Origin of the sequence: Rubellimicrobium aerolatum, assembly GCF_017872975.1 — a bacterium.
GTDB classification, from domain to species: domain Bacteria; phylum Pseudomonadota; class Alphaproteobacteria; order Rhodobacterales; family Rhodobacteraceae; genus Rubellimicrobium; species Rubellimicrobium aerolatum.
The window spans coordinates 37,189-63,760 of record NZ_JAGGJP010000016.1 but is presented as its reverse complement, the minus strand read 5'-3'; the positions used below and the strand labels follow the sequence as shown (position 1 = coordinate 63,760).

Annotated in this window: 29 protein-coding genes; 12 read left to right on the top strand and 17 right to left on the bottom strand. The window is 72.1% G+C overall.

Going from position 1 to position 26,572, the window contains the following annotated elements; all coding sequences use genetic code 11:
* The first annotated feature begins 26 nt into the window (after positions 1–26).
* The 4 genes from J2Z33_RS14975 (at position 27) to modB (ending at position 3,255) form a co-directional block, all read left to right on the top strand.
* Complete coding sequence (locus J2Z33_RS14975) at positions 27–1,283, top strand: DNA polymerase IV (RefSeq protein WP_209842506.1); 1,257 nt, start codon at positions 27–29, stop codon at positions 1,281–1,283.
* A 100-nt stretch (positions 1,284–1,383) separates the two neighbouring features.
* On the top strand, positions 1,384–1,746 hold the full coding sequence (locus tag J2Z33_RS14970; RefSeq protein WP_209842504.1) for a winged helix-turn-helix domain-containing protein: 363 nt from the start codon (positions 1,384–1,386) through the stop codon (positions 1,744–1,746).
* Positions 1,747–1,813: 67 nt separating this feature from the next.
* On the top strand, positions 1,814–2,563 hold the full coding sequence (gene modA, locus J2Z33_RS14965; RefSeq protein ID WP_209842502.1) for a molybdate ABC transporter substrate-binding protein: 750 nt from the start codon (positions 1,814–1,816) through the stop codon (positions 2,561–2,563).
* Positions 2,560–3,255 carry a molybdate ABC transporter permease subunit gene (gene modB, locus J2Z33_RS14960; RefSeq protein ID WP_209842531.1) on the top strand — a complete coding sequence of 232 codons (696 nt, stop codon included), beginning with the start codon at positions 2,560–2,562 and terminating at the stop codon, positions 3,253–3,255. Before modA ends, modB begins: the two co-directional genes overlap by 4 nt.
* On the opposite strand, the gene J2Z33_RS14955 is transcribed toward modB, so the two are convergent.
* Positions 3,252–4,376, bottom strand: a complete 1,125-nt coding sequence (locus J2Z33_RS14955; protein ID WP_377110268.1) for an acetoin utilization protein AcuC — start codon at positions 4,374–4,376, stop codon at positions 3,252–3,254. The genes modB and J2Z33_RS14955 overlap by 4 nt on opposite strands.
* Positions 4,373–4,882 (bottom strand): glutathione peroxidase, encoded by a 510-nt coding sequence (locus J2Z33_RS14950; protein WP_245218892.1) that lies wholly within the window; start codon positions 4,880–4,882, stop codon positions 4,373–4,375. The genes J2Z33_RS14955 and J2Z33_RS14950 overlap by 4 nt, the downstream gene beginning before the upstream one ends.
* A 202-nt stretch (positions 4,883–5,084) precedes the next feature.
* Here J2Z33_RS14950 and J2Z33_RS14945 point away from each other — a divergent pair, with 202 nt between their 5' ends.
* The gene (locus tag J2Z33_RS14945) at positions 5,085–5,495 is read left to right on the top strand and encodes a DUF1178 family protein (RefSeq protein WP_209842498.1); all 411 of its coding nucleotides are present in this window, start codon (positions 5,085–5,087) and stop codon (positions 5,493–5,495) included.
* On the opposite strand, the gene J2Z33_RS14940 is transcribed toward J2Z33_RS14945, so the two are convergent.
* Positions 5,492–6,046, bottom strand: coding sequence for a cytochrome b (locus tag J2Z33_RS14940; protein ID WP_209842496.1), 555 nt, complete (start codon positions 6,044–6,046; stop codon positions 5,492–5,494). The genes J2Z33_RS14945 and J2Z33_RS14940 overlap by 4 nt on opposite strands.
* A 134-nt stretch (positions 6,047–6,180) precedes the next feature.
* Here J2Z33_RS14940 and J2Z33_RS14935 point away from each other — a divergent pair, with 134 nt between their 5' ends.
* Both J2Z33_RS14935 and ptsP read left to right on the top strand, forming a co-directional pair.
* Positions 6,181–7,419 (top strand): aspartate kinase, encoded by a 1,239-nt coding sequence (locus J2Z33_RS14935; protein WP_209842494.1) that lies wholly within the window; start codon positions 6,181–6,183, stop codon positions 7,417–7,419.
* A 40-nt stretch (positions 7,420–7,459) separates the two neighbouring features.
* The gene (gene ptsP / locus J2Z33_RS14930; protein WP_209842492.1) at positions 7,460–9,706 is read left to right on the top strand and encodes a phosphoenolpyruvate--protein phosphotransferase; all 2,247 of its coding nucleotides are present in this window, start codon (positions 7,460–7,462) and stop codon (positions 9,704–9,706) included.
* Positions 9,707–9,713: 7 nt separating this feature from the next.
* Here ptsP and J2Z33_RS14925 read toward each other — a convergent pair whose 3' ends face one another.
* Positions 9,714–10,538 (bottom strand): EcsC family protein, encoded by an 825-nt coding sequence (locus J2Z33_RS14925; RefSeq protein ID WP_209842490.1) that lies wholly within the window; start codon positions 10,536–10,538, stop codon positions 9,714–9,716.
* A gap of 149 nt (positions 10,539–10,687) precedes the next feature.
* On the bottom strand, positions 10,688–11,188 hold the full coding sequence (locus tag J2Z33_RS14920) for a GNAT family N-acetyltransferase (protein ID WP_209842487.1): 501 nt from the start codon (positions 11,186–11,188) through the stop codon (positions 10,688–10,690).
* A 182-nt stretch (positions 11,189–11,370) separates the two neighbouring features.
* On the opposite strand from J2Z33_RS14920, the gene J2Z33_RS14915 reads away from it, so the two are divergent.
* The 4 genes from J2Z33_RS14915 (at position 11,371) to J2Z33_RS14900 (ending at position 14,185) form a co-directional block, all read left to right on the top strand.
* Positions 11,371–11,985, top strand: coding sequence for a flavin reductase family protein (locus J2Z33_RS14915; RefSeq protein WP_209842485.1), 615 nt, complete (start codon positions 11,371–11,373; stop codon positions 11,983–11,985).
* A 70-nt stretch (positions 11,986–12,055) separates the two neighbouring features.
* Entirely contained in the window at positions 12,056–12,922 is an 867-nt protein-coding gene (mtnP, locus tag J2Z33_RS14910; RefSeq protein ID WP_209842483.1) for an S-methyl-5'-thioadenosine phosphorylase, read from the top strand.
* 5 nt (positions 12,923–12,927) lie between these two features.
* On the top strand, positions 12,928–13,605 hold the full coding sequence (locus J2Z33_RS14905) for a DUF2927 domain-containing protein (protein ID WP_209842481.1): 678 nt from the start codon (positions 12,928–12,930) through the stop codon (positions 13,603–13,605).
* A gap of 52 nt (positions 13,606–13,657) precedes the next feature.
* The gene (locus J2Z33_RS14900) at positions 13,658–14,185 is read left to right on the top strand and encodes an adenine phosphoribosyltransferase (protein WP_209842479.1); all 528 of its coding nucleotides are present in this window, start codon (positions 13,658–13,660) and stop codon (positions 14,183–14,185) included.
* Positions 14,186–14,195: 10 nt separating this feature from the next.
* Here J2Z33_RS14900 and J2Z33_RS14895 read toward each other — a convergent pair whose 3' ends face one another.
* The 12 genes from J2Z33_RS14895 to coxB form a co-directional block, all read right to left on the bottom strand.
* On the bottom strand, positions 14,196–15,608 hold the full coding sequence (locus tag J2Z33_RS14895; protein ID WP_209842477.1) for an FAD-binding oxidoreductase: 1,413 nt from the start codon (positions 15,606–15,608) through the stop codon (positions 14,196–14,198).
* A gap of 37 nt (positions 15,609–15,645) precedes the next feature.
* A complete protein-coding gene (locus tag J2Z33_RS14890) occupies positions 15,646–16,458 on the bottom strand; it encodes an MBL fold metallo-hydrolase (protein WP_209842475.1) in 813 nt (270 codons plus the stop codon).
* Between the two features lie 57 nt (positions 16,459–16,515).
* Entirely contained in the window at positions 16,516–17,055 is a 540-nt protein-coding gene (locus J2Z33_RS14885) for a GNAT family N-acetyltransferase (RefSeq protein WP_245218898.1), read from the bottom strand.
* Positions 17,056–17,110: 55 nt separating this feature from the next.
* Positions 17,111–18,376, bottom strand: a complete 1,266-nt coding sequence (locus tag J2Z33_RS14880; protein ID WP_209842472.1) for a M16 family metallopeptidase — start codon at positions 18,374–18,376, stop codon at positions 17,111–17,113.
* Positions 18,373–19,761: a threonine synthase gene (gene thrC / locus J2Z33_RS14875; RefSeq protein ID WP_209842470.1), complete on the bottom strand. Its 1,389-nt coding sequence runs from the start codon at positions 19,759–19,761 to the stop codon at positions 18,373–18,375. Before thrC ends, J2Z33_RS14880 begins: the two co-directional genes overlap by 4 nt.
* A gap of 9 nt (positions 19,762–19,770) precedes the next feature.
* Positions 19,771–20,556 (bottom strand): PhzF family phenazine biosynthesis protein, encoded by a 786-nt coding sequence (locus tag J2Z33_RS14870; RefSeq protein ID WP_209842468.1) that lies wholly within the window; start codon positions 20,554–20,556, stop codon positions 19,771–19,773.
* A complete protein-coding gene (locus J2Z33_RS14865; RefSeq protein ID WP_209842466.1) occupies positions 20,553–21,224 on the bottom strand; it encodes an SURF1 family protein in 672 nt (223 codons plus the stop codon). The genes J2Z33_RS14870 and J2Z33_RS14865 overlap by 4 nt, the downstream gene beginning before the upstream one ends.
* A 74-nt stretch (positions 21,225–21,298) precedes the next feature.
* Complete coding sequence (locus J2Z33_RS14860; protein WP_209842463.1) at positions 21,299–22,099, bottom strand: cytochrome c oxidase subunit 3; 801 nt, start codon at positions 22,097–22,099, stop codon at positions 21,299–21,301.
* A gap of 27 nt (positions 22,100–22,126) precedes the next feature.
* Positions 22,127–22,726, bottom strand: a complete 600-nt coding sequence (locus tag J2Z33_RS14855; protein ID WP_209842461.1) for a cytochrome c oxidase assembly protein — start codon at positions 22,724–22,726, stop codon at positions 22,127–22,129.
* Positions 22,723–22,929, bottom strand: coding sequence for a hypothetical protein (locus J2Z33_RS14850; RefSeq protein ID WP_209842459.1), 207 nt, complete (start codon positions 22,927–22,929; stop codon positions 22,723–22,725). The genes J2Z33_RS14855 and J2Z33_RS14850 overlap by 4 nt, the downstream gene beginning before the upstream one ends.
* Before the next feature lies 1 nt (position 22,930).
* Positions 22,931–23,866 (bottom strand): heme o synthase, encoded by a 936-nt coding sequence (gene cyoE, locus J2Z33_RS14845; protein ID WP_209842457.1) that lies wholly within the window; start codon positions 23,864–23,866, stop codon positions 22,931–22,933.
* 98 nt (positions 23,867–23,964) lie between these two features.
* Positions 23,965–24,858, bottom strand: a complete 894-nt coding sequence (coxB, locus tag J2Z33_RS14840) for a cytochrome c oxidase subunit II (protein WP_209842455.1) — start codon at positions 24,856–24,858, stop codon at positions 23,965–23,967.
* A gap of 157 nt (positions 24,859–25,015) precedes the next feature.
* Here coxB and tldD point away from each other — a divergent pair, with 157 nt between their 5' ends.
* Positions 25,016–26,437: a metalloprotease TldD gene (gene tldD / locus J2Z33_RS14835; protein ID WP_209842453.1), complete on the top strand. Its 1,422-nt coding sequence runs from the start codon at positions 25,016–25,018 to the stop codon at positions 26,435–26,437.
* The last annotated feature ends 135 nt before the right edge of the window (positions 26,438–26,572 follow it).

Below are 26,572 nucleotides of genomic sequence, written 5' to 3'. Positions count from 1 at the left end.
CGTCCCCCTTGGGCTATCCTGCGGCCATGCCCGCCCTGTGCCGCGACTGCCTGCATCGATTCGACGACGGCCCGCGCCGCTGCCCCGCCTGCCGGTCGCCGCGCGTGACCGCGCATCCCGAGCTGTTCGCGCTGTCCCTCGCGCACATGGACTGCGACGCCTTCTTCGCCGCCGTGGAGAAGCGCGACAACCCCGCCCTTCGCGACGTGCCGGTGATCGTGGGCGGGGGCAAGCGCGGCGTGGTCTCGACCGCCTGCTACCTCGCGCGGATCCGGGGGGTGCGGTCGGCGATGCCGATGTTCGAGGCGCTGCGGCTCTGCCCGGAAGCGGTGGTGGTGGAGCCGCGATTCGCCGCCTACGTGGAGGCGTCGCGGGCGATCCGGGCGATGATGGATGAGATGACCGACCGCATCGAGCCGCTGTCGCTGGACGAGGCCTTCCTCGACCTGTCGGGGACCGAGCGGCTGCACGGCGCACCGCCGGCGGTGATGCTCGCGCGGCTGACGCGGCGGATGGAGCGGGAGCTGGGGCTGACGGGATCGGTGGGGCTGTCGCACAACAAGTTCCTGGCCAAGGTGGCCTCGGACCTCGACAAGCCGAGGGGGTTCTCGGTCATCGGGAGGGCGGAGACGGCGGAGTTCCTGGCGCCGCGGCCGGTGCGGCTGATCTGGGGGATCGGCCCGGCGGGGCAGGCGGCGCTGGAGCGGGCGGGAGTCCGGGTGATCGGCGATCTGCTGCGGTGGGAGCGGCGCGACCTCCAGGCGCGGTTCGGGTCGATGGGGGAGCGGCTCTGGCATCTGGCGCGGGGGGAGGACGCGCGGGAGGTGCGGGCGGGCCGGGAGGCCAAGGGCATCTCGAACGAGACGACGTTTTCCGCCGACACGAGCGACAGGAACGTGCTGGACGGGCACCTGTGGCGCATGGCCGAGAAGGTGTCGGGGCGGGCCAAGGCGCAGGGGCTGGCGGGCCGGGTGGTGGTGCTGAAGCTGAAGCGGGCGGATCACCGGCTGCTCACGCGGCGGGTGTCGCTGCGCGAGCCCACGCAGATCGCGGACGCCATCTATCGCGCGGCGCGGGGGCTGCTGGACCAGGTGGAGGAGCCGGGGCCGTTCCGCCTGCTGGGCGTGGGTCTGGGAGAGATCGCCGAAGGGGCCAGGGCGGATCGGGAGGGGGATCTCCTCGATCCCGAGGCGGCGCGACGGGCGCGGGCCGAGCGGGCGGCGGACGCGATCCGGGCGCGGTTCGGGGAGGGTGCGATCCTCAAGGGGCGGGCGCTGCGGTGAGATCGTGCGGGGCTCTGCCCCGCGCCCCGGGATATTTGAAGCCAAAGAAGGGCAAGGGCCCGCCCTTGTGCCGGGGAGCCGGACGCGGGATGGTCGGGGCATGAGCGCGGCCGATCTTCCCGTCCATCTCCGCATCCCCCTGGGCGAAGGCGTCCGCTTCGGGCCGGGCAAGGCCGAGCTGCTGACGCGCATCCGCGAGACGGGGTCGGTCTCGGCGGCGGCGGTCGCGATGGGGATGAGCTACCGCCGCGCCTGGAGCCTCGTGGCCGAGGCGAACAAGGCCTTCCGCGCGCCGCTGGTGGAGCTGTCGCGGGGCGGCGAGGGTGGCGGCGGGGCGCGGCTGACCAAGGAGGGGGAGGCGGTGCTGGCCTCCTATCGGGCGCTCGAGTCGCTGCTGCTGACCGAGGGGGCGGCCTACATCGCCGCCATCCGCGACCGGGCCGATATGTCGGGGCGGAAATAGCGCTGGACAGGGCGGGGGGCGGGTCCGATATATCCGACCGGACATAACGCCTGACGCTGGAGCCCCCATGCGGATGAAAGCCCTGCCGCTCGCCCTCCTCCTCGCCGCGACTTCGGCGCGGGCCGAGCAGGTGACCGTCTTCGCCGCCGCCTCGCTCAAGACCGCGCTGGACGGGATCGCGGCGGACTGGGGCGCGGCGACGGGGCACGAGGTCGTGGCGTCCTACGCGGGCACGCCGCAACTGGCGCGGCAGATCGAGGAAGGGGCGCCGGCGGACCTGTTCCTGTCGGCCTCCTCGGACTGGATGGACGATCTGGAGGGCAAGGGCGTGATCGTGGCCGAGAGCCGCCGCGACCTGCTGGGGAACACGCTGGTCCTCGTGGGCCACGGGGAGGCCGCGCCTCTGGAGATCGGGCCGGGCACCGACTGGGCGGCGCTGCTGGGTGACGGGCGGCTCGCCATGGCGATGGTGGATTCGGTGCCGGCGGGGATCTACGGTCGGGAGGCGCTGACCTCGATGGGGGCCTGGGCGAGCGTCGAGCCGCTGGTGGCCCAGGCCGAGAACGTGCGTGCGGCCCTGGCGCTGGTGGCGCAGGGCGAGGCGCCCTACGGCATCGTCTACGGGTCCGACGCCATCGCCGACGACGACGTGACGGTGGTGGGCACCTTCCCGGCGGACAGCCATTCGCCGATCACCTACCCCGCCGCGCTGGTCGCCGGCCGCGACAACCCCGCCGCCGCGGCGTTCCTCGATCACCTGTCCTCGCCCGAGGCGCGGACGGCGTTCGAGGCGCAGGGCTTTCTGGTGCTCGACTGACGGACTGGCTCGGGCCGGAGGAAACGGCGGCGCTGCTGCTGTCGCTGCGCGTGGCGCTGGCGGCGACGCTGGCGAGCCTGCCGGTCGCGGTGCTGGTGGCGCTGGCGCTGGTGCGGGGGCGCTTTCCGGGGCGGGGGGCGCTGAACGTGCTGGTCCACCTGCCGCTGGTGCTGCCTCCGGTGGTGACCGGCTACCTGCTGCTGCGGACCTTCGGGACGCGCGGGCCGGTGGGGAGCGTCCTTCAGGACTGCTGCGGGATCGTGCTGGCCTTCCGCTGGACGGGCGCAGCGCTGGCGGCTGCGGTCATGGCCTTCCCGCTGCTGGTGCGGCCGATCCGGCTGTCGCTGGAGGCGGTGCCCCGTCATCTGGAGGAATCGGCCGCCGACCTCGGCGCGCGGCCGGTTTGGGTGTTCCTGACGGTGACGCTGCCGCTGGCACTGCCGGGGGTGCTGGCCGGGGCAGTGCTGGGCTTCGCCAAGGCGATGGGGGAGTTCGGGGCGACGATCACCTTCGTCTCGAACATCCCCGGCGAGACGCAGACGCTGCCCTCGGCGATCTATGCCTTCCTTCAAGTTCCCGGCGGAGAAGGAGCGGCGATCCGTCTCGTGATCGTCGCGGTCGCGGTGTCGGCGGGGGCGCTGGTGCTGTCGGAGGGGCTGGGCCGCGCCGTCGCCCGGCGGGTCCGGGGCTAGGCCCAGGCGCGCAAGCGGTCAGAGAGGTCGCGCAGGCGCTCCGCAACGCCCTCGGTGGGCGGGCCGCCGCGCCAGGGGTCGGCAAGGGTCGTGACCCAAGGCTCGGGCGGCGTGACCGGACGCCCGCCGCCGCGCCGGTCCCAACGGAGGGCGCGGAGGACCGCCTCGGCCTCGGGCGGGAGGCGGTCGGGGGCCTCGTGCCCGGCGAGGGTGCCCCAGAGGCGCGTCCAGCAGCGGCCCACCGACCACGGGTTGTATCCGCCGCCGCCCAGCAGCAGGAAGCGCGGCGCAAGGGGACGAAGGCCCGCCAGCACGCCGGCATGGGCGTTGTTGGAGAGCGCGAGACGGGACTGCGGGTCCTCAAGGATGGCGTCCGAGCCGGATTGCAGCACCACCGCGTCGGGGCGGAAGGCGGCGACGGCGGGGAGGATCAGGGCGTCGCGGACGCGGGCCATGTCATCGTCGTGGAACCCGCGCGGGAGGGGCAGGTTGAACGCGTTGCCTATCCCCCGGTCTGCCAGCGTGCCCGTGCGGGGCCATCGCCCCTCCTCGTGTGTCGAGACGAGAAGGGTGTCGGGGTCGGAGGCGAAGGCGTGCTCCACGCCATCGCAATGGTGGGCGTCGATGTCCACGTAGGCCACGCGCCGCGCGCCCTGCGCCTTCAGCGCCAGGATCGCGAAGACCGGGTCGTTGAGGTAGCAGAAGCCGTTCGCCCGGTCGGGGAGGGCGTGGTGCGTGCCGCCGCCGGGGACATGGACCGCGCCGCCGTCGCGCAGCAGCTCGGCCGCCAGCATCACGCCGCCGACGCCGGTCGCGGGGCGGCGGAACATCTCGGGGAAGACCGGGTTCGAGGGGGTGCCGAGCGCGTGGCGGGCGCGCGTCGCCTCGTCCACCGCCTGCGCGGCCTCGGCGCGTTCCAGCGCGGCGACATAGGCGGGGGTGTGCCAGACGGTCAGGGCCGAGGCCTTGGCGCGGGGGCTCGCCCTGTAGCGGTCGGGCGGCAGCCAGCCCAGCGCGCGGGCGAGGTCCATGACCGTGCTGACCCGCGGGATGCGGAGGGGATGCCAGGGGCCGTAGCTGGACCCCCGGTAGATCTCGGACCCGATGAGGAGCGGCGTCAGGAGCCGAGCGCCGCTTCGATGGCCCCGGTGATCTCCGGGCCGGTGGGCGTCTCGTTCGACCCCCAGGTGCCCAGGACCGCGCCGTCCGCGCTGATCAGCACCTTGTTGAAGTTCCATTGCGGCTCGAACCCTTCGGTCTCGCGCAGCCAGGCGAAGAAGGGATGCGCCGCCTCGCCCCGAACGGGGGTGATCGCGGTCATGGGCATGGTGATGCCATACTGGAGGGTGCAGAACTCGCTCACCTCGCGGTCGGTCGAGAGCTCCTGACGGAAGCTGTCGGAGGGGACCGCGAGCACGACGAGCCCGCGTTCGCCATAGGTGTCCCAGAGCTTCTGGAGGTCGGCGAGCTGGGGCGTGAAGCCGCAGAGCGAGGCGGTGTTGGCGACGAGGACGGGGCGGCCTTCCCAGTCCTTGAAGCCGATCTCGCCGCCGTCGATGGAGGGGAAGCGGAACTGCTGCACTTGCGCCTCCTCTGCGGTCGCGGCGCTGGCGGCGAATGGGAGCATTGGGACGATCAACCCAAGACCGAGCACCAGATGCCGCATCGTCGCCTCCCTGATTGTCGATGGGACGATAGCACCCCGGCGCGCGTCGTCCATCGCGCGGGCGCGGCCGGCGTGCCACGACCGCGTGACCGTTGCACTAGGCCCCGTTGCATGGGCGGCGCGCGGGCTTATGTTCCAGCGGTCAGCACGGGGACACGGGACCATGGTCCGCTACAGCCTATCCTGCGCGGACGGCCACCGTTTCGAGAGCTGGTTCCAGTCCGCCAAAGCCTTCGACGACCTCGCCCAGCGGGGTCTCCTGTCCTGCGCCGAATGCGGGTCGCCCCAGGTCGAAAAGGCGCTGATGGCCCCGGCCGTGTCCACGGCCAAGCCCGACCTCGCCACGCCCCGCGACCCGCGCGAGGCGATGCTGGCGGCGATGCGCCGGCAGGTCGAGGAGAACTCGGACTACGTGGGCCTCAGCTTCGCGGCCGAGGCGCGGGCCATCCACGAGGGGCGGTCGCCCGAGCGCAACATCTGGGGCGAGGCCAAGCCGCAGGAGGCCAAGGCGCTCATCGAGGAGGGGATTCCCGTGGCCCCCCTCCCCTTCCGGCCCAAGCGGGGCGCGAACTAGGCGCCCGGCGCCATGCGGGCCAGCACGCCGTCGCGGTCGATCAGGTGGTGCTTGAGGGCGGCGGCGACGTGCAGGACCACCAGCGCCGCCACGCCATAGGCGGCAAGGCCGTGGACGACGTTCATGGCGCCGGCGATGGCCTCGCTCTCGGCAAGGGCCGGGATTGTGGCGAGGCCGAACAGGTCCACGGGGCGGCCGCCGAACAGGCTCATCAGGAGGCCCGAGAGCGGCATCAGCAGGATGCCCGCGAGGAGGAGCCAGTGCGTCGCGCGGGCCGCGAGGGACTGCCAGCGGGGGAGGCCCTCGGGTTCGGGCGGGAAGCCGCAGGCGAGCCGCCAAAGGACGCGCCAAAGCGCTAAGGCGAGGAACAGCGTGCCCACCGCCTTGTGGAGGTTCATCACCGGCCGACGCGCCTCGCCCAGCTCCACGAAGGCCAGGGTGAAGCCCAGGCCCAGCATGGCGAGCATCACGACGGCGGTGATCCAATGGTTGAGGCGCGAGACGGGGCCGTAGGCGGGCGCAAGGCCGGGAGCGGAGGGAAGGGTCGTCATGGTCCGATTCTTCGTTGGGGCGTCGGTGCTGCAACGCGGCAGGCCGTCGGTTCCGTCGCCTCCTCTGCCCGGACCGCCATTGCCCCGGCCGGAGCCGCCCATTATGAGGGCGCCCGGAACCCAGGGGACCCCTTATGTCCATCCTTGTCATGAAGTTCGGCGGCACCTCGGTCGCCAACGTGGACCGCATCGCGCGCGCGGCCAAGCGCGTCGCCGTCGAGGTGGCCAAGGGCCACGACGTCATCGTCATCGTCTCGGCCATGGCCGGGGAGACCAACAAGCTCGTGGGCTGGGTGCAGGAGACCGCGCCGCTCTATGACGCGCGGGAATACGACGCCGTGACCTCCTCGGGCGAGAACGTCACCGCCGGCCTCATGGCCCTGCGGCTCCAGGAGATGGACATCCCCGCCCGGTCCTGGCAGGGCTGGCAGGTGCCGGTGATGACCACCTCGGCCCATGGCTCGGCCCGGATCGAGGCGATCCCGACCGAGAACATCCTGCGCAAGTTCGGCGAGGGGATGCGCGTCGCCGTGGTGGCGGGCTTCCAAGGCATCAGCCCCGAGGGGCGGATCACCACGCTGGGCCGGGGCGGCTCGGACACCACCGCCGTCGCCTTCGCCGCCGCCTTCGACGCGGTGCGCTGCGACATCTACACGGACGTGGACGGCGTCTACACCACCGACCCCCGCATCTGCGACAAGGCCCGCAAGCTCGACCGCATCGCCTTCGAGGAGATGCTGGAGCTGGCCAGCTTGGGCGCCAAGGTGCTCCAGACCCGCTCGGTGGAACTCGCGATGCGCTACAAGGTGAAGCTGCGGGTGCTTTCCAGCTTCGAGGAACAGACCGACGAGGCGGGCACGCTCGTCTGCGACGAGGAGGACATCATGGAATCGAACGCCGTCGCCGGGGTCGCCTATTCGCGCGACGAGGCCAAGATGACGCTGACCGGGGTCGCCGACCGCCCCGGCATCGCCGCCGCCATCTTCGGGCCGCTGTCCGAGGCCGGGGTCAACGTCGACATGATCGTGCAGAACATCAGCGAGCACGGCCAGACCGACATGACCTTCTCGTGCCCCAACGACCAGGTGCTGCGGGCCGAGACGGCGCTGAACCAGGCGCAGGCCCGTGGCGACATCCGCTTCGAGGAGCTCGTGACCGACCAGGGCGTGGCCAAGGTGTCCGTCGTGGGGATCGGGATGCGGTCCCACGCCGGCGTCGCCGCGCAGATGTTCAAGGCACTGGCCGCCGAGGGGGTGAACATCAAGGTCATCACAACCTCCGAGATAAAGATTTCGGTGCTGATCGACCGGAAATACATGGAATTGGCCGTGCAGGCCCTCCATGATGCCTTCGGCCTCGACAAGGCCGCCTGATCGCTTCACGCAACGGGGGAGAAGCCCCCGAGGGGACACGATGCCCGACCGCACCGAGAGCGAGAGCCGCAAGCTCTTGGGTCGCCTCAGCGCGGTCATGGCCGCCACCAGCGTCGGGCAGACCCGTCTCGACCGCATCGTGCAGCTCATCGCCACGTCGATGCGCTGCGAGGTCTGCTCCATCTACCTGTTCCGCGACGCCGACACGCTGGAGCTGTGCGCGACCGTGGGCCTCAAGGCCGAGGCCGTGCACCAGACCCGGATGCGGCTGGGCGAGGGGCTGGTCGGCCGCACCGCCCGCGACCGCGCGGTGACGAACACCGCCAACGCCCCGGCCGAGCGCGGCTTCCGCTACATGCCCGAGACGGGGGAGGAGCGGTTCTCCTCGTTCTGCGGCGTCCCGATCCAGCGGCTGGGCGAGGTGCTGGGCGTGCTGGTGGTGCAGTCCCGCGCCGCCCGCGAATACACCCCCGACGAGGTGTATGCGCTCGAGGTGGTCGCGATGGTGCTGGCCGAGATGACCGAGCTCGGCGCCTTCACCGGCGGCGAGGGGGGGCTGTCGCCCCGCCACCAGCGGCCGATCACCTTCCGGGGCCTGTCGGGCCAGGAGGGGGCGGTGGCGGGCCGCGTGTTCCTGCACGAGCCGCGCGTCGTCGTCACCAACCCGATCTCGGACGATCCGGACCGGGAGCTGCAGCGGCTGGGCGCCTCCATCGAAAGGCTGCGCGCCCAGGTCGATGAGATGCTGGCCGGCACCCCTGCCGCCGACGGCGAGGAGGTGGGCGTGCTGGAGGCCTACCGGATGTTCGCCAACTCGCGGTCGTGGCTGCGCCGGATGGAGGAGGACATCCGCTCGGGCCTCTCGGCCGAGGCGGCGGTCGAGAAGGAGCAGTCGCACGCCCGCTCGCGCATGGGGCAGGCGTCCGACCCCTACCTGCGCGACCGGCTGCACGACCTCGACGACCTGTCGAACCGGCTGCTCCGCATCCTGACAGGCCAGGGCCGCGACACCGGCGCCGCCATGCCCGACGACCCGGTGCTCGTCGCCCGCAACATCGGCCCCGGCGAGCTGCTGGAATACGGCAAGGGCACGCTGAAGGGCATCGTGCTGGAGGAGGGGTCCGTGGGCTCCCACGCCGCCGTGGTGGCGCGGGCCTGGGCGATCCCGCTGGTGATCCGCGCCAGTGGCATCGTCACCGAGGCGCTGAACGGCGACCTCGTGCTCGTGGACGGGGAGCAGGGCCTCGCGCACCTCCGCCCCGACGACACCGTGCGAAAGGCCTTCGAGGACAAGATCGCCATGCTGGCCCGTGCGCAGGAGCGTTACGCCGACCTGCGCGACCTGCCGGCGCAGTCGCTCTGCGGCACCGTGGTCGGGCTCCACATGAACGCCGGGCTGATGGCGGACCTGCCCTCGCTGCCGTCCTCGGGGGCCGAGGGGGTGGGGCTGTTCCGCACGGAACTGCAGTTTCTCGTCCGCAACCAGATGCCCCGGCGGGCCGAGCTGTCGGCCCTCTATGCCCGCGTCATGGACTCGGCCAAGGGCAAGCGCGTGGCCTTCCGCACGCTCGACATCGGCTCGGACAAGGTGCTGTCCTACATGAAGCCGCAGGACGAGCCCAACCCGGCGATGGGCTGGCGCGCGATCCGGCTGGGGCTCGACAAGCCCGGCGTGCTGCGGATGCAGCTCCAGGCGCTGATCCGCGCGGCCTCGGGGCGCCCCCTCACGGTCATGTTCCCCTTCGTCGCCAACCCCGGCGAGTTCCGCCTCGCCCGCGCCGAGTTCAACAAGGCCCTGGAGCGCGAGAGCATCCTGGGCCATCCCCTGCCCTCGCAGGTCGAGGTGGGCGCGATGCTGGAAACGCCCTCGCTCGCCTTCGCCTCCTACGCCTTCTTCCGCGAGGTGGACTTCCTGTCGGTGGGCGGCAACGATCTCAAGCAGTTCTTCTTCGCCGCCGACCGCGAGAACGAACGGGTGCGGCGGCGCTACGACATGCTGGAGTCGTCGTTCCTGGAGCTGCTGTCCGGCATCGTCGGACGCTGCGCCTCGGCCGGCACGCCGCTGTCCTTCTGCGGCGAGGACGCGGGCCGCCCGGTCGAGGCGGTGGCGCTGGCGGCGATGGGGTTCCGGCAGTTGTCGATGCGCCCCGCCTCCATCGGCCCGGTCAAGAGCCTGATCCGCCGGGTGGACCTCAAGGAGGCGCGCAAGGTCATCGACGACGCCCGCATCCGAGGCGATGAATCGGTGCGCCCCGCGCTGACCGAATGGCTGGCGCGGCAGCCCTGACAGCGCGTCAGGCCCGCTTCAGCGGCATCCCGCCCTCGGCCAGCGCCTTGTGGAAGTGGTCGAGCACCGCCTCCTCGCCGTGGGTGCGGGACAGGTGGCGCAGGCCGAAATGGACGTGCGCCATCTCCACGTAATAGTCGATGAAGGCCCAGTTGGTGCCCGCCCCCGCCGCCGCGCCCAGGATCGGCACCGCCTGGCCCGCAAGCTTCTGGCCGATCACCGCGCCGAAGCGGGGGGCGATGCGCGACACCAGCCGGTTGATCGCCGCCCCCGACAGCGACAGCCGCGCGCCGAGGAACGAGGTGTCCATGCCCACGTCCTCCTTGATCGCGGCCCCCCCGGCGCCGAAGACGCGCAGGCACTCGATCCGCGTCTGCTCGGACTGCGGGTCTTCGCCATGCGCCTCGGCCACGCCCTGCACGGCGCGGAAGATGATGGTGGTGGCCAGCGGCAGCTCGGCCAATGCGGTCGGCAGGCCCCCGACCCCGCCCAGCGCGCCCGAGACGGCGGCGAGCGCCTTGTGCGCGCGGTCGCCGGTCACGAAGGCCGCCCAGCTGGCGAGCCGGCCCTCGCCCGTCCGGGTGCGCGCGGCGGCGTCGTAGCTCCGCAGAAGCGCCGCCTGCGCCGCCTTGTCGATCTGGTCCCGAACCGGCTTGGGCAGGACCCGGAGGCCCCCTTCCACCGACCCGCCCACGAGGTTCACCGCGCGCATGAGGAGGCCCCCCGCGCGGCTCTGGCGGCGGGCGAGCGCCGCGATCGCGGCCCGCTCGGCCTCGCCCAGGGGGAGGGGCGGGTTGTCGGGGTTCACCTCCTTGAGCGTCGCTTGGGTCATGCCCTGAGAATGGGTCGCCCGGCCCCGCGTTTCAATGCGCGAGTTTCTTCCGGCGCGTTAACCGCTTGGCAATCCTTGCGTGGTAGAAGGGTTCTCAGGCGTCCCTTGCGTCGGCCACGGGGGACGCGAGGGGGCGGCGCGGCCGCGGGTCAGGGCAGCGCGCGGATCACAGGGCCGGTCACGCCCTGCCACGCGCCCTCGCGCAGCTCCAGGCCCAGGATGCGCTCGGGGTTGGTGGGGGGCGGCATCCCCACGCCCTTCAGCCGGGCAAAGCCGAAGCGGCGGTAATAGGGCAGGTCGCCCACGAGGAGGACGCGGCTCCAACCTCCCTCGCGCGCCAGCTCCACCGCGCGCAGGATCAGCGCCGCGCCCAGCCCCTCGCCCTGGTGGGTCGGGTGGACCGCCACGGGCCCGAGGAGAAGCGCCCATTTCCGCCCGTGCGCGGTGTCGATCCGCACCGGCCAGTTTCGGATCGCGCCGGCGAGCGTCCCGTCGTCGTCCCGCGCCAGGAGGCAGAGCGCCGCCACCGGCGCCACGCCCTCGCGCAGGCGATAGGAGGACAGCGCCTCGCGCCCCGGCGCGAAGCACAGGTCGAGCAGCGCCTCGACCTCCCACCAGTCGTCCGCCGTCTCCTCGGCCAGCCGCATCATCGCGCTTCCGTCGCCCCTTGCTCCTGGTTCCCCGTGGCCCCTCGCGGCCCACCGGCCGCGCCACCTTCCCGACATGCCTGGCCCGACACGCCTCGCCCGACACGCTTGGCCCGACACCCCTGGCCACCGGGCGCGCCGCCCCTATCATGGCGGGAGCCCCAGTCAATGCAGGGATGCACCGGATGTTCTATCGCCCCGCCGACGGCCACGGCCTGCCGCACAGCCCCTTCCACGCCGTGGTGTCGCCGCGCCCCATCGCCTGGATCTCCACGCGCGGGGCCGGGGGGCAGGACAACCTCGCCCCCTATTCCTTCTTCAACGCCGTCGCCTCGGACCCGCCGCAGGTGGTCTTCGGGTCCAGCGAGGCCAAGCCCGACCGCGACGGCACCAAGGATTCGCTGGGCAACATCCGCGAGACCGGGGTGTTCTGCATCAACATCGTGGAGTTCGCCGCCCGCGAGGCGATGAACGCCAGCTCCGCCGCCCTGCCCCGCGACGTGGACGAGTTCGCCCATGCGGGCGTCGGCAAGGCGAACTGCGAGACGGTCGCCTGCGCGCGGGTGGAGGGCGCCCCGGCGGCGCTGGAATGCCGGCTCACCCGGATCGTGCGGCTGGCGGGCGAGGCCAACTACGCCGTCTTCGGGGCCGTCACCGGCATCCACCTGCGCGACGACTGCCTGCGGGACGGACGCTTCGACGTGACGCTGTTCCAGCCGCTCGCCCGGCTGGGCTACCGCGACTACGCCGCCGTGCGCGAGGTCTTTGAGATGGCCCGCCCTCGGCGGCCCTCAGCCTGACGCGGGGTGGGGGCCGGTTGCCTCCGCCTGGGGGCGGGGGCACGTTCGGGCGGACGACGGGGAACGGGGCATGACGGCGCATCTGGGACTGATCGGCGGCTCGGGCCTCTACGGGCTGGAGTTGGACGACGCGGAGTGGCGCGAGGTGGCGACTCCCTGGGGCCGTCCCTCGGACGCGATCCTGACCGGGCGGCTGGACGGCGTGCCAGTGAGCTTCCTGCCCCGCCACGGGCGCGGCCATGTCCACGCGCCGGGCGAGCTGCCCTCCCGCGCCAACATCGCCGCTCTCAAGGCGCTGGGGGTGACGGACGTGGTGTCGGTCTCGGCCGTGGGGTCGTTCCGCGAGGAGATGACGCCGGGGCACCTCGTGGTCGTGGACCAGATGGTGGACCGCACCGCCGGGCGGCCTGCGTCCTTCTTCGGGACCGGTTGCATCGCCCATGTCAGCCTTGCCCGGCCCACCTGCCCGCGCCTCTCGGCCCTCGCCGCCGAGGCGGCGGAGGCCGCGGGCGCGACCGTGCACCGGGGCGGAACCTACCTCTGCATGGAGGGGCCGCAATTCTCCTCGCGGGCCGAGTCGCGGATCTGGCGCGACCAATGGGGCTGCGACGTGATCGGCATGACGGCGATGCCCGAGGCCCGCCTCGCCCGCGAGGCCGAGCTCTGCTACGCGGTCGTCGGCACGGTGACGGACTACGACTCCTGGCGCGACGGGGCCGGGCCGGTGGACGCGGCGGCGATCGTGGCCGTGCTGGCCGCCAACGTGGAACGGGGGCGCGACCTCGCCCGCCGCCTGCCCGCGCTGCTGCGCGACGAAGGTCACCCCTGCGCCGATGGCTGCGACCGCGCGCTCGACCACGCGATCATGACGGCCCCCGACCGGCGCGACCCGGCGCTGGTGGCGCGGCTGCGCGCCGTCGCGGGGCGGGTGCTTTGAAGCGGGTGGCGCTCCTCCTGGCGGCGCTGCTGGCGGCGGAGGTGGCCGGGGCCGGGGAGAACGACTTCCTGGCGACGGAGGGCCGGCTCTCGGACGAGGATTTCCACCGGCTTGTGGCCTGCCGCGCGCCACCCGGCGGCCCCTGCGCGCTGGACCCGATCCGCTGGCCGCCCGAGGTGGCGCGCGACCTCGTGGTGGGCTTCGCGCCGGTGTCCTCGGCTTACCCCTCCGAGATGATCGGCCGCATGACCGCCGCCGTGGACCACGCCATCGCCGAGATCAACGCCGCCGGCGCCGCCCTGCGCCTACGGCGCGCGGCCCGGGGCGATTCGCCCGACATCGTCGTCCACCTCGTCGCCATCCACGAAGGCGAGGCCATCGCGGGCACGGGCCTGTCGGGGGTGGACGGGCAGACGATCGGGGCGGCGCTGGTGACCGTCTGGTGGGACGACGCGGCCGACCTCAGCCGCGCCGCCATCGTCCTGGCCGAGGACCTGCCCGGATCGGACGTGGTGCCGGTGGTGCTGGAGGAGCTGACGCAGGCGATGGGCCTGATGACGGACATCCGCAACCCCTATTACGATGATCGGTCCGTCTTCGCCGAGGACTCGAATTCCGTCACCCGGCTCGGGTCCCAGGACCGCGAGGCCCTGCGCCGCCACTACCCGCCCGAGACGCCGTGACGCCCGGCCCCAGGAGGCCTATAAGCGCGCCGCGACCGGCCCGGAGACCCGCATGAACGTCAAGGACTACATCCGCACGATCCCCGACTTCCCCTCGCCGGGGGTCCTGTTCCGCGACGTGACCACGCTGTTCGGCGACCCTCGCGGCTTCCGCATGGCGGTGGACCAGCTCCTGCACCCCTGGGCGGGGGTGCGGATCGACAAGGTCGTGGGGCTGGAGGCGCGGGGCTTCATCCTGGGCGGCGCGGTGGCGCACCAGCTCGTGGCGGGCTTCGTGCCGATGCGGAAGAAGGGCAAGCTGCCGGGGCGCACCGTGGAGCAGGCCTACAAGCTCGAATACGGCACCGCCGTGCTGGAGGCCCACGACGACGCCATCCGCCCCGGCGAGAAGGTGCTGCTGGTGGATGATCTCCTCGCCACCGGGGGCACGGCCCTCGCCGGGCTGTCGCTGATCGAGCGGCTGGGGGGCAAGGCGCTGGGCTGCGCCTTCGTCATCGACCTGCCCGACCTGGGCGGGCGGGGGCTGCTGGAGGCGGCGGGGCACCGCGTCCACGCGCTCTGCGCCTTCGAGGGGCATTAAGGGGGCGCGGTCAGGAGGCGCGCAGCACCGCGCCGGGGTTGAGGAGGCCTTGGGGGTCCAGCGCCGCCTTCACCGCCCGCATCATCTGGAGCTTCACCGGGTCGCCATAGCGTTCGAGGTCCGCGACCTTGAGCCGCCCGACCCCGTGCTCGGCCGCCACCGACCCGCCCCGCGCGTGCACGAGGTCGTGGACCAGTTCCTTCACCCGGCCCCGCAGCGCGTCGTGGGCGGCACGGTCCACGCCCCGCCGCGCGAAGACGTTGAAGTGCAGGTTGCCGTCGCCCAGGTGCCCGAAGCAGTTCACCCGGAACGGCCCCAGCGCCGCCAGCGCCGCCTCGGCCTCGGGGATGAAGGGCGCGATCTCGGACAAGGGCAGCGAGATGTCGTGCGAGGACACCGAGCCGATGCGCCGGTTCGCCTCGGGGATGCGCTCCCGCAGGTCCCAGAGCGCCGCCGCCTGCGCCTCGGACGCCGCGAGCACGCCGTCGGCGACGAAACCACGTTCGCTCCCCTCCTCGAACAGCCGCTCCAGCGCCGCCTGCGGGTCCAGCCCCTCGGGCAGTCCCAGCTCCACCAGCACCGACCAGTCAGGGCGCGGTGCCAGCGGCGAGGCGCCGAGGCCCGTCTCCTCCAGGAAGTCGAAGCCCATCCGGCCCATCAGCTCGAATCCCTGCACGGCGTCGCCGAACCGCCCCTGCGCCAGCCCCAGCAGGTCCAGCGCGGCGGCGGGCGACGGCACGGCGAGCAGCGCCACCCCCACCCCCGCCGGGGGCTGCACCAGCCGCAGGGCGGCGGCGGTGATGATGCCCAGCGTCCCCTCGGAGCCGATCAGCAGGTCGCGCAGGTCATATCCGGCGTTGTCCTTCCGCAAGCGGCTCAGGCCGTGCCAGATCTCCCCCTGCGCCGTCACCGCCTCCACCCCCAGGCAGAGCGCGCGGGCGTTGCCGTAGCGGATGACCTGCGTGCCCCCGGCGTTGGTGGCGAGCAGGCCCCCGATCCGTGCCGAGCCCTCGGAGGCGAGCGATAGCGGGAACAGCCGCCCCGCGCGCGCCGCCGCCGCCTGCGCCTCGGCCAGGATCACCCCGGCCTCGGCGACCATGACGTTCTCCGACGGGTGGACCGCCCGCACCCGGTCCATCCGGGCGAGGCTCAGGATCACCGGCGCGATGCCCTCGGCCACGACCTGCCCACCCACGAGGCCCGTGCCGCCCCCATGCGGCACCACCGGCACCCGCGCGGCGGCGCAGGCCCGCAGGATCGCCGCCACCTCCTCGGTGGAGCTAGGGGCAAGCAGCAGCCCCGTCCCCCGGAACCGCCCGCGCGGCTCGGTCAGGTGCCGCTCCTCCGCCTCGCGGAAGGCGGCGGCGGGCAGACGGTCGCGGAGCGTGTCCAGGAAGGCGGGGGTGGCGGGCTGGAGCGTCATGGCGCCTCAACTGGCACCGCCTTCGCCCGACGGCAAGTCAGTCCTCGGAGAGAAGTTGCGGCTCCAGCACGACCACCATGGGCCGGTCCGGCAGGTCCGCGAGCGTCAGCGTCATCGCGCTCTCCGTCCGCCGCTCGACCGCGTAGCCTGCCTCCGTCTCCATGTCCGACAGGAACGACTCCAGCGTCCCACGCCCGAACCAGTGCATCGGGATGACGATGCGCGCGCGAAAGCGGTCAAGCGCGCGGACCAGCGTCGGGTGGTCGATCGTCAGCCCGCCGTCCACCGGCACCATGACCACGTCCAGCCGCCCGATGAGGGCGAAGTCCTCGGGCGTGGGCTCGTGATGCAGGTGGCCCAGGTGGCCGATGCACAGGCCCCCCGCCTCGAAGACGAAGACCGAGTTGCCGTCCCGCTCCACGCCGCCGAAGCGGCCCCGGATGTCGGTCGGCACGTTCCGCACCAGCATCTCGCCCAGGTCGAGCCGGTAGTCGGCAGCCACATCGCCCTCGGCCCAGCCCTTCAGCACGTGGGGAATGGCGGGGTCGGGGAACTCGGTCCAGTGCGTCCCGTGCGCATGGTTCATCGTCACCACGTCGGGCAGGAAATCCACGTTGCCGAGGAACCCCGTGAAGTCGGTGGCCGCCGAGACGGTCGGCGTCTGGATCAGGAACATCGCGTGGTTGACGTAGGAAATCCGCACCGAGTCGAGCGGCACGGGGTGACGGAAGCTGGCCGGCATCACCCGCTCCGGCCCCTGGGCCAAGGCGATGCAGTTGCTCTGGATGCGTTCCTGCGCGGCGGCGGGAAGCGCGGCGAGGAGCGGGAGGGCGAAAAGGGCGTGGCGCATGGCGAACAGCCTAGCGAGCCTTGCCGTCCGGTCATCGCACGAAATCGCGAGCGCCCGTCAACCCGCGTCCGTCCGCCCGCGCCGATCCAGCCGAAGGTTGGCGTAGAGCACGTGGTTCCGCCACCGCCCGTTGATCTGGAGATAGCTCTGCGCCACCCCTTCGTATTTGTAGCCGCAGCCCTCCAGCAGGCGGCGCGAGGGGGTGTTCTCGGGCAGGCACCCCGCCTCGATCCGGCTCAGGTCCAGCGCGCCGAAGGCGAACTGCACCATGGCCTGCACCGCCTCGCGCATGTAGCCTTGGCGCGAGAAGGGTTGGCCGATCCAGTAGCCCGTGGTCCCCGACTGCGCCGGGCCGCGCCGGATGTTGTCCAGCGTGATCGCCCCCAGCAGCGCCCCGTCGTGGCGGATCAGGAACAGGGGCACCGCCGTCCCCGTGGCGATGGAATGCCGCGCCCAGCCGACGCGGCTGGTGAAGGCGCGACGGCTCAGGTGGTCCGCCGCCCAGGTCGGCTCCCAGGGTTGCAGGAACTCGGCCGAGTCGCGCCTCAGCGCCGACCAAGCCCGCCAGTCGGACATGGCGGGCGGCCGCAGCACCATGCGCTCGGTTTCGAGGCGGAGCTCCCGGCGGCGGAAGATCACGGGTGATGCCTCCTCAGGCCGCCAGCCGCTCCCGCAGGGCCTGGAGCGTGGGGGCCGCCTCTGCGGGGCCATAGACCGCCAGCGCCGTGCCGGTGTTGCCCGCCATGCGGGCCGCGAAGTCGCGCACGTCGCGCGTCGTCACCGCCTCGATCTTGGCGATCTGCTCCTCGACCGGGGGGACGCGCCCCCAGATCGACAGCATCCGCGCCAGCCGCTCGGCCCGGTTCGACGGGCTTTCCAGCCCCATCAGCATCCCGGCCTTCATCTGCGCCCGCGCCCGCGCGACCTCGGCCTCGGTCATGTCGTCGGCGGCGCGCTTCAGCTCGTCGATGGTCAGGCCCACCAGCTCCACGATGTCCTCGGCGCTCGTGCCGGCGTAGATCGTGCTCAGGCCCGTGTCCTCGTAGGCGCCCGCCTGCGCGAAGATCGTGTAGCAGAGCCCCCGGTTCTCGCGGATCTCCTGGAACAGCCGCGAGGACATCCCCCCGCCCAGCGCCGTCGCCCAGATCTGCGCCGTGTGGATCGCCGGGTCGCGGTAGTCCGGCCCTTCGAGGGCCAGCGCGAAATGGACCTGCTCCAGCGCCTTGATCTCGCGCCGCTCGCCGCCCTGCCAGCGGGCGGGCTGGATCAGCGACGGCCGGGCGATGGGGCTCAGATGTCCGAACAGTTGCTCGGCCGCCCGGCAGATGGCCTCGTGGTCCACGCTGCCGGCGGCGCAGAGGATCATCTGGCCCGGCCCGTAATGCTCGGTCACGAAGCGGCGCAGGTCGTCCTTGCCGAAGCTTTCGACCCGCTCGGTCTCGCCCAGGATGGTCCGGCCCAAGGGCTGGTCCGGGTAGGCCGCCTCCTGCAGCCAGTCGAACACGATGTCATCCGGCGTGTCGAGCGTCTGCCCGATCTCCTGCAGGATGACCCCCCGCTCGACCTCGATCTCCTCGTCGGCGAAGACGGGGTTCAGCAGGATGTCCGCGATCACGTCGAGCGCGAGGTCCACGTCGTCCTCCAGCACCCGCGCGTAATAGGCCGTCATCTCGCGCGAGGTGTAGGCGTTGATGTAGCCGCCCACGTCCTCGATGGCCTCGGCGATCTCCAGCGCGGTGCGCCGCGCGGTGCCCTTGAAGGCCATGTGTTCGAGGAAGTGGGCGATGCCGTTCTGCTCGGCCCGCTCGTGCCGCCCCCCGGCCAGGACCCAGACGCCGATGGCGGCGGACTTGAGGCCCGGCATGGACTCGGTGGCGATGCGGAAGCCGTTGGGCAGGGTATGAAGGCGGACGGTCACGGGCGGATGCGCTCCCGGATGAGGGTCTGAAGGGCGTCGAGGTCGTTGGGAACCCGCGTCACCCGCTCCGGCCGGTCATACAGGTCGGCCATGCGCGGGGGAAGAGGGGGGCGGATCCCCGTCGCGGCCTCGACCGCGTCCGGGAACTTGGCCGGATGCGCGGTGGCGAGCGTCACCATGGGGACCTCGCCCAGATGGGGCTCCGCCACGTGGATTCCAACCGCCGTGTGCGGGCAGACCAGCTCGCCCGTGGTGGCCAGCGTCCGGGCGATGGCGGCGGCCGTCTCCTCCTCCGAGGCGCGGCCCGAGGCGAACCATTCGCGCAACTGCTCGATGGCCCCCTGCCCCACCGTGAACCCGCCCTCGGCCCGCAGGCTCGCCATGTCCTGCGTCACGGCATGGGCGTCGCGCCCATAGGCGTCGAACAGCGCCCGCTCGAAATTCGAGGACACCTGAATGTCCATCGACGGGCTGATCGAGGGCGTCACGCCCTCCTTGCGATGTTCGCCCGTCAGCAGCGTCCGGTGCAGGATGTCGTTCCGGTTGGTGGCGATCACCAGCCTGTCGATGGGCAGCCCCATGCGGCGCGCGATCAGCCCCGCGTAGATGTCGCCGAAGTTACCGGTCGGCACCGTGAAGCTCACCGCCCGGTGCGGGGCGCCCAAGCTCACGGCGGCGGTGAAGTAGTAGACCACCTGCGCCAGCACCCGCGCCCAGTTGATGGAGTTGACGCCCGCGAGGGCGACCCCCTCGGCGAAGCCGCGATCCGCGAACATCGCCTTCAGCGCCGCCTGGCAGTCGTCGAAGTCCCCGTCCATCGCCAGCGCGTGCACGTTCGCCTCGCTGGGCGTCGTCATCTGCCGCCGCTGCACCTCGGACACCCGGCCGTGCGGATACAGGATGAACACGTCCACGCCCTTGAGGCCCCGGAACGCCTCGATGGCCGCGCTCCCGGTGTCGCCCGAGGTCGCCCCCACGATGGTGATCCGACCGCCAGACCGCGCCAGCGACGCCTGGAAGAGCTGCCCGATGAGCTGCATCGCCACGTCCTTGAACGCCAGCGTCGGCCCGTGGAACAGCTCCAGCAGGAAGTGGTTCGGCCCGAGCTGCACCAGCGGCACCCGCGCGGCGTGGCCAAAGCCCGCATAGGCCGCCCCGATCAGCCGTCGGAACTCCTCGGGCGCGAAGCTGTCGCCCACGAAGGGCCGCATGACGCGGAACGCCGCCTCCTCGAACGGCAGGCCCGCCAGCGCCGCGATCTCCGCAGGCGCCATCACGGGCACGACCTCGGGGACATAGAGCCCGCCGTCCGAGGCGAGCCCCGTCATCATGGCCCGCTCGAAATCGAGGGCGGGGGCCTGCCCCCTGGTGGAGATGTAGCGCATGGAAGAACCTCAGTCGGGCAAGTCGAGTTGGCCGCGCAGCGTGGTGACGGCCGATCCGGTCAGGAGCACGCGGTCGCCGGCCAGCCGGCCCTCCAGCCGCCCCCCGCGCCGCGACGCCTGCACGGCGGTCAGCCGGTCGCGGCCCAGCCGCGCGGCCCAGAACGGCACCAGCGCCGCATGGATGGAGCCCGTCACCGGGTCCTCCGGGATGCCCGCCGCCGGGGCGAAGAAGCGCGAGGCGAAGTCCGCGCCCTCGCCCGGCGCGGTGACGGCCAGCCCCCGCGCGCCATGCGCGGCGATGGCGGCGAGGTCGGGCCGGAACGCCCAGACGGCGGCCTCGGAGGGCAGGACGGCGAAGAGGTCCTCCCCGCCGCGAAACGCCTCCACGGCCCCCGGCACGAGGGGGGCGACCTTCGACAGGTCCAGCGCCTCGGGATCGAACCGCGGCACGTCCAGTGTGTAGCGGCCCGCCCCTTCGGTTCGGACCGTCAGCACCCCCACCTCGCGCGTGTGCAGGGCAATCGCGCCCGCCGCGCCATGCTCGGTCGCCAGGACGTGCGCCGAGGCCAGCGTGGCGTGGCCGCAGAAGGCCACCTCCTGCGTGGGGGTGAACCAGCGGATGTCCCAGCCCCCCTCGCGCGGGACGACGAAGGCCGTCTCGGCCTGGTTCATCTCCATCGCGACCGCCTGCATCAGCGCCTCGGGCAGGGCCGCGTCGAGGATCATCACGCCCGCCGGGTTGCCCGCGAAAGGCCGGTCCGCGAAGGCGTCCACGAGGAAGATCGGATGCGTCATGCCATTCCCTTCCGCGTGCGCCGCAGCAGCGCCACGCTCATCACCGCCCAGACGGCGGCGAGGCCGAACCACGTGATCGCGTAGGTCAGGTGGTCGTTCGGGATGCCCGCCGTGTCCACCGGCAGCGGCGTGGTGCCCAGCTCCGCGCCACCAAGGCTCCGCGCCACGACCAGCACCGGCTCCGTCCCCAGCGCCTCCGCCAGCGCGGGCAGGTCGCGGGCGAACCAGATGTTGCGGCCCAGGTCGGGGGCGGGCGTCCACGAATCCGATTCGCGCGGCCAGAGCAGGTTGCCCGTCACCGTCACCCCCTCGGCCACGCGCGGCAGGTCCTTCCCCTCCTCCGGCACGAAGCCCAGGTCCACGAGCAGCCGCCGGTCCCCCGACGTCATCGCTGAGACGACCCGAAAGCCCGGCCCCTGCCCCGGCACCGAGGTCAGCACATGGACCTCCTCGCCGCCCAGCGCGCCTGTGACCCGCACCGGCGCATACTGGTCCGCCACCGGGTCCACGACCGCCGGTAGCGCCTCGGGCTCGCCCCCGATCCGCGCGGCGATGGCCGCCAGCAGCGCCTCCTTCTGGCCGAGCCGCTGGACCTGCCACGTCCCGAGGCCGCACAGGACCGCGACGCCGAACAGACCCAGGACAAGGGGGAACCAGACTCGCCGCAACGGCCGTCCTTTCAATGCGAAACGCGCGGGGGTGTCCCCGCGCGCAGGTCGGGCCGGGGACCGCCCAAGGGCGATCAGCCGCCCCAGATGTAGATGGAGGCGAAGAGGAACAGCCAGACCACGTCCACGAAGTGCCAGTACCAGGCGGCGGCCTCGAAGCCCACGTGCTTCTCGGGGGTGAAGTCGCCCTTGTAGACGCGGAACAGGCAGACGGCGAGGAAGATCGTCCCGATGATGACATGCGCGCCGTGGAAGCCGGTCGCCATGAAGAAGTTGGCGCCGTAGATGTTGCCGGCGAACCCGAAGGCGGCGTGGGTGTATTCGTAGATTTGGAGGAAGGTGAACAGCACGCCCAGCCCGATGGCGAGCCACAGGCCCCACTTCATGTCCTGCTTGTTGTTCTCGTGGACCAGCGCGTGGTGCGCCCAGGTCGCCGCCGCGCCCGAGCAGAGCAGGATCAGCGTGTTGATGAGCGGCAGGTGCCAGGGGTCGAAGGTCTCGATGCCGGGGGGCGGCCAGACCCCGTCCACCGCCGGGGATTCGGGGCCCATCGGGTAAAGGGCGTGCTTGAAGAACGACCAGAACCATGCCGCGAAGAACATGATCTCGGACATGATGAACAGGATGAAGCCGTAGCGCAGCCCGATGCGGACGACCGGCGTGTGGTCGCCCACGCGGCTTTCGGCGATCACGTCGGCCCACCAGCCATACATGGTGTAGAGCACGGCCACGAGGCCGATCAGGAACAGCCAGGGCCCCGAGCCGTGCATCCAGAGCACCGACCCGAACAGCATGACGAAGGCTCCGACCGCGCCCACGAAGGGCCAGATGGAGGGCGGCAGGACGTGGTAGTCGTGGTTCTTCACATGGGCCATCGTGGCGTATCCCCTTCGGTCGCGGCGTCAGTCTATGGACGCTCGCGGCGCGTCTGTCAAAGGCCCCCCGGCGGGCGCCAGCGCGGCCTGCGTCTCCTCCCCGGCCGGCAGGTCCATCCGGTAGAAGGTGTAGCCCAGCGTGATCTCGCGGACGTGCCGGCCGTCGGGATCATCGAGGATCGCCGGATCGACGTAGAAGCTCACCGGCATCTGCACGGTCTGGCCGGGCTGCAGCACCTGCTCCTCGAAGCAGAAGCACTGGATCTTGGTGAAGTAGCCGCCCGCCGCGTCGGGGACGACGTTGAACACCGCCTGCCCGCCCACGGGTTCGTCGGTCGGGTTGTGCGCCTCGTAGAAGGCGAGGTTGGTCTCGCCGATGCGGACGGTCATCTTGGTCTCGACCGGGCGGAAGGACCAGGGCAGGTCCTTGTCCACCGAGGCGTCGAATCGCACGACGACGGTCCGCTCCACCGGGGCGACCCCCTCGCCGGTGCCGACCGAGGTGGTGCCGGCGAATCCCGTCACCTGGCAGAACCAGGTGTAGAAAGGCACCGCCGCGAAACTGAGGCCCGCCATCACGGCCACCAGCCCCACGGCGCCCAGCGCGGTGCGGGCCTGCGGGGTCACGCGCCGCCTCCCTCGCCGGCGGGGACGGCCAGCGGCTGCACCACGTGATCGTAGCCCTGGAACCGGCCCGCGTCACCCAACGCCAGGATCTTCACGACCGTCAGGCCAAAGACGATCGCCACCACGGCGCCGAGCAGCAGCCCCACGCCGAGGTTCCGCCCCCAGCGGCGTCCATGAAGTTCGTGCTCGACCTTGATCGCCATGTCAGGCCCCCAGGATGGTGCCGAGGCCCGCTTCCGCGAGAAGGGCCCCGAAATGAAGGAACAGGTAGAGGAGCGACAGCTTGAACGCCCGCTTCTCCGCCGCGAAGCGGTCGGCCTCGGCCGCCGCCCGGTCGCGCCGCCAGACCTGCCAGCAGGCGCCCAGGAACAGCAGGTTCAGCACCACGCTCGCCGCGAGGTAGACCGGCCCCGCCACAGGCGTCAGGCCCAGGGCCAGCGACACCGGCACGAGCAGCACCGCATAGGCCAGGATGTGGTTGCGCGTCACCCGGTCGCCGTGCGTCTCGGTCAGCATCGGCACGCGGGCGAGGCCGTAGTCGCCCCGCACGAACAGCGCCAGCGCCCAGAAGTGCGGCGGCGTCCACATGAAGACGAGCAGCACCATCAGCACCGGTGCCCAGGCGAACTGCCCCGTCGCCGCCACCCAGCCCACCAGCGGCGGCAGCGCCCCGGCCAAGCCGCCGATGACGATGTTCTGCGGCGTCCGGCGCTTGAGCCAGACGGTATAGACCACGACATAGAAGAAGATCGTGAAGGCCAGGAGCCCCGCCGCCAGCCAGTTGGCGGCCAGCCCCAGCAGCATCACCGAGAAGCCCGACAGCGCCAGCCCGATGGCCTTGGCCTCCTCGGGCGCGACGCGGCCCGAGGGGACGGGGCGGCCCTTGGTGCGGTTCATCACCGAATCGATGTCGGCGTCCCACCACATGTTCAGAGCGCCCGACGCGCCGCCGCCCACCGCGATGCAGAGGATCGACACGAAGGCCACGAAGGGATGCACGCCCACCGGCGCGGCCACGAGGCCCACCAGAGCGGTGAACACCACCAGCGACATGACGCGCGGCTTCAGCAGCTCCCAGTAGTCCCCCATCCCGGCCTCGCCGGGGACGCTGAGGGAGGGGGAGAGGCTGGCGTCGCTCATGGGGGGCTGCTTCCGAAGGTCATCGTGGCGTCAGATAGGGACGCGGCGCCCGAGGCACAGGCCCGGACGCCGCGACGTGGTGCCGCTCCCGCGTCCGGTCAGCTCGCCGGGGTCGGGAAATCCACCTTGGCCTGCTCCAGCCAGGCCGCGTAGGCCTCGGGCGAGACGACGCGGACCTGGATCGGCATGAAGGCGTGGTCCTTGCCGCACAGCTCCGAGCACTGGCCGAAGTAGATGCCCTCCTGCTCGGCGTTGAACCACAGGTGCGCGAGCCGGCCCGGCACGGCGTCCTGCTTCACGCCGAAGGCGGGGATCGTCCACGAATGGATCACGTCGCCGCCGGTCACGGTCATCACCACGGTCGCGCCCACCGGCACCATCACGGCGGTGTCGGTCGCGAGCTTGAAATGCGCGTCCGAGAAGCCGGCGGCCTGCAGGTCGGCCCGGATCGTGTCGTTCAGGTTCCCCTCGCCATAGCCGATCATGTAGCTGTCGAAGGAGATGGCCTCGTCGGGGTAGTCGTAGTGCCAGTACCACTGGTAGCCGGTCACCTTGATATGCACGTCGCCCTCGGGGATCTCCTGCTGGTTGAACAGCACGGGGAGCGAGAAGGACCCGATGAACACCAAGATGACGATGGGGACCACCGTCCAGGCGATCTCCAGCGGCGAGTTGTGGGTGAACTGGGCGGGGTTCGGGTTCCGCCGCGCGCTGAAGCGGTAGATGACCCACAGCAGCAGCGCCGTCACGAACAGCACGATGAACAGGATGATCCAGTCCACCATGTTGCCGAGCCAGTGCGTGTTCTCGGCGATGCCGGTGGCGGAGGGCTGGAAGTAGACGCCGTTCGGGCGAGGCTGGCCGATGATCGGCAGCCCGTCCACGGTCGCCTCGACGCCATTGCCTGCCGCCTCCTGCGCCCGGGCGGCGGCTCCGAGGAAGGCCGCCCCCGAGGCGGCTGCGAGCGTTCGGACGGTCTGGAGCAGGCGCATGGGCGGGTCCTCTAGAGCGCGAATGGTTGATGGGGCCGCGAGGCCCCCTGTCGGTTCGCCGCGTCATCCCATATCCTTCCCGTCATAACAAGCCGTGCGATGCCCGGGGTCCCTGCCCCGACCCGCCCTCACCTCCACCTCACGAGGAGTTTCCCCGATGGCCTCCGCCCCCTTCCGCCCCTTCGACGACATCCTCGACCGCGATGCCGCCCTCCGCCGGTTGCGCGAGGCGGTGGCGGGCGCCGACGACGGGGAGCTCTTCCTCGAACGCCGCCGCTCCGAGGCGCTGGGCTTCGACGACGGTCGCCTGCGGACGGCGAGCTTCGACGCCTCCGAGGGCTTCGGCCTGCGCGCCGTGCGCGGCGAGACGGCGGGCTACGCCCATTCCACCACCATCGACGAGCCTTCTCTCGTCCGCGCGGCGGCGACGGCCCGGCTGGCGGTCGGCGCGGGTGGCGGCACCCTCGCGGCCCCGCCGCCCCGGACGAACCGCAGGCTCTACGGCGATGCCGACCCCATCGACGACGCGGGGTTCGCGCTGAAGGTGGAGACCCTGCGCGAGATCGACGCCTTCGCCCGCGCGCTCGACCCCCGCGTGGTGCAGGTCTCGGCCTCGCTCTCCGCCTCGCACCAGGAGGTCGCGATCCTGCGGCCCGAGGGCGACCTCGTGACCGACGTGCGGCCCATGGCGCGGCTCAACGTGTCCGTGATCGTGGAGGAGAACGGCCGCCGCGAGTCCGGCGGGCATGGACAGGGCGGGCGGCACGGGCTCCTGGGCCTGATCGACCGGGCGACCTGGGAGGCCACGACGCGCGAGGCGCTGCGGATCGCGCTCGTCAACCTGCACGCCGAGGCCGCCCCGGCGGGCGTCATGGACGTGGTGCTGGGGAACGGCTGGCCCGGCATCCTGCTGCACGAGGCCATCGGGCACGGGCTGGAGGGCGACTTCAACCGCAAGGGCACCTCGGCTTTCGCGGGCCTCATGGGACAGCGCGTGGCCGCCCCCGGCGTCACCGTGCTGGATGACGGCACCATTCCCGACCGACGGGGCAGCATCACCGTGGACGACGAGGGCACGCCCTCGAACCGCACCGTGCTGATCGAGGACGGCATCCTCGTGGGCTTCATGCAGGACCGCCAGAACGCCCGCCTGATGGGCGTCCAGCCCACCGGCAACGGCCGGCGCGAGAGCTTCGCCCACATCCCCATGCCGCGCATGACCAACACCTATATGCTGTCGGGCGAGGCCGACCCGGCGTCGATGGTCGCGGATCTGAAGGACGGGATCTACGCCGTGGGCTTCGGCGGCGGGCAGGTGGACATCACGAGCGGAAAGTTCGTGTTCTCGTGCACCGAGGCCTACCGGGTGCGGAACGGGCAGGTGCAGGAGCCGGTGAAGGGCGCGACCCTGATCGGCGACGGGGCGACGGCGCTCAAGGGCATCCGGGCCATCGGCAACGACATGGCGCTCGACCCCGGCATCGGCAACTGCGGCAAGGCCGGGCAATGGGTCCCGGTGGGCGTGGGCCAGCCCTCGCTGCTGATCGGCGGGCTGACCGTGGGCGGCGCCGCGGCCTGATCTGGCCGGAGGTCGGAACGGAGCCGGGGGAGGCAACTCCGCAGGGCGAGCTGAAGCCCGCCCTGCGTTTCCCAGTGTCCGGGCCACGCGCGAGATCGAGCGACCGGATCAGGCCAAGGAAACCGCCGGCACCGT

Coding starts and splice junctions, on each gene's coding strand:
- J2Z33_RS14975 (WP_209842506.1), top strand. CDS start 27: ATGCCCGCCCTGTGCCGCGACTGCCTGCATCGATTCGACGACGGCCCG.
- J2Z33_RS14970 (WP_209842504.1), top strand. CDS start 1,384: ATGAGCGCGGCCGATCTTCCCGTCCATCTCCGCATCCCCCTGGGCGAA.
- modA (WP_209842502.1), top strand. CDS start 1,814: ATGCGGATGAAAGCCCTGCCGCTCGCCCTCCTCCTCGCCGCGACTTCG.
- J2Z33_RS14950 (WP_245218892.1), bottom strand. CDS start 4,882: ATGCTCCCATTCGCCGCCAGCGCCGCGACCGCAGAGGAGGCGCAAGTG.
- J2Z33_RS14945 (WP_209842498.1), top strand. CDS start 5,085: ATGGTCCGCTACAGCCTATCCTGCGCGGACGGCCACCGTTTCGAGAGC.
- J2Z33_RS14940 (WP_209842496.1), bottom strand. CDS start 6,046: ATGACGACCCTTCCCTCCGCTCCCGGCCTTGCGCCCGCCTACGGCCCC.
- J2Z33_RS14935 (WP_209842494.1), top strand. CDS start 6,181: ATGTCCATCCTTGTCATGAAGTTCGGCGGCACCTCGGTCGCCAACGTG.
- ptsP (WP_209842492.1), top strand. CDS start 7,460: ATGCCCGACCGCACCGAGAGCGAGAGCCGCAAGCTCTTGGGTCGCCTC.
- J2Z33_RS14925 (WP_209842490.1), bottom strand. CDS start 10,538: ATGACCCAAGCGACGCTCAAGGAGGTGAACCCCGACAACCCGCCCCTC.
- J2Z33_RS14920 (WP_209842487.1), bottom strand. CDS start 11,188: ATGATGCGGCTGGCCGAGGAGACGGCGGACGACTGGTGGGAGGTCGAG.
- J2Z33_RS14915 (WP_209842485.1), top strand. CDS start 11,371: ATGTTCTATCGCCCCGCCGACGGCCACGGCCTGCCGCACAGCCCCTTC.
- mtnP (WP_209842483.1), top strand. CDS start 12,056: ATGACGGCGCATCTGGGACTGATCGGCGGCTCGGGCCTCTACGGGCTG.
- J2Z33_RS14900 (WP_209842479.1), top strand. CDS start 13,658: ATGAACGTCAAGGACTACATCCGCACGATCCCCGACTTCCCCTCGCCG.
- J2Z33_RS14895 (WP_209842477.1), bottom strand. CDS start 15,608: ATGACGCTCCAGCCCGCCACCCCCGCCTTCCTGGACACGCTCCGCGAC.
- J2Z33_RS14890 (WP_209842475.1), bottom strand. CDS start 16,458: ATGCGCCACGCCCTTTTCGCCCTCCCGCTCCTCGCCGCGCTTCCCGCC.
- J2Z33_RS14885 (WP_245218898.1), bottom strand. CDS start 17,055: ATGGTGCTGCGGCCGCCCGCCATGTCCGACTGGCGGGCTTGGTCGGCG.
- thrC (WP_209842470.1), bottom strand. CDS start 19,761: ATGCGCTACATCTCCACCAGGGGGCAGGCCCCCGCCCTCGATTTCGAG.
- J2Z33_RS14870 (WP_209842468.1), bottom strand. CDS start 20,556: ATGACGCATCCGATCTTCCTCGTGGACGCCTTCGCGGACCGGCCTTTC.
- J2Z33_RS14860 (WP_209842463.1), bottom strand. CDS start 22,099: ATGGCCCATGTGAAGAACCACGACTACCACGTCCTGCCGCCCTCCATC.
- J2Z33_RS14850 (WP_209842459.1), bottom strand. CDS start 22,929: ATGGCGATCAAGGTCGAGCACGAACTTCATGGACGCCGCTGGGGGCGG.
- cyoE (WP_209842457.1), bottom strand. CDS start 23,866: ATGAGCGACGCCAGCCTCTCCCCCTCCCTCAGCGTCCCCGGCGAGGCC.
- coxB (WP_209842455.1), bottom strand. CDS start 24,858: ATGCGCCTGCTCCAGACCGTCCGAACGCTCGCAGCCGCCTCGGGGGCG.
- tldD (WP_209842453.1), top strand. CDS start 25,016: ATGGCCTCCGCCCCCTTCCGCCCCTTCGACGACATCCTCGACCGCGAT.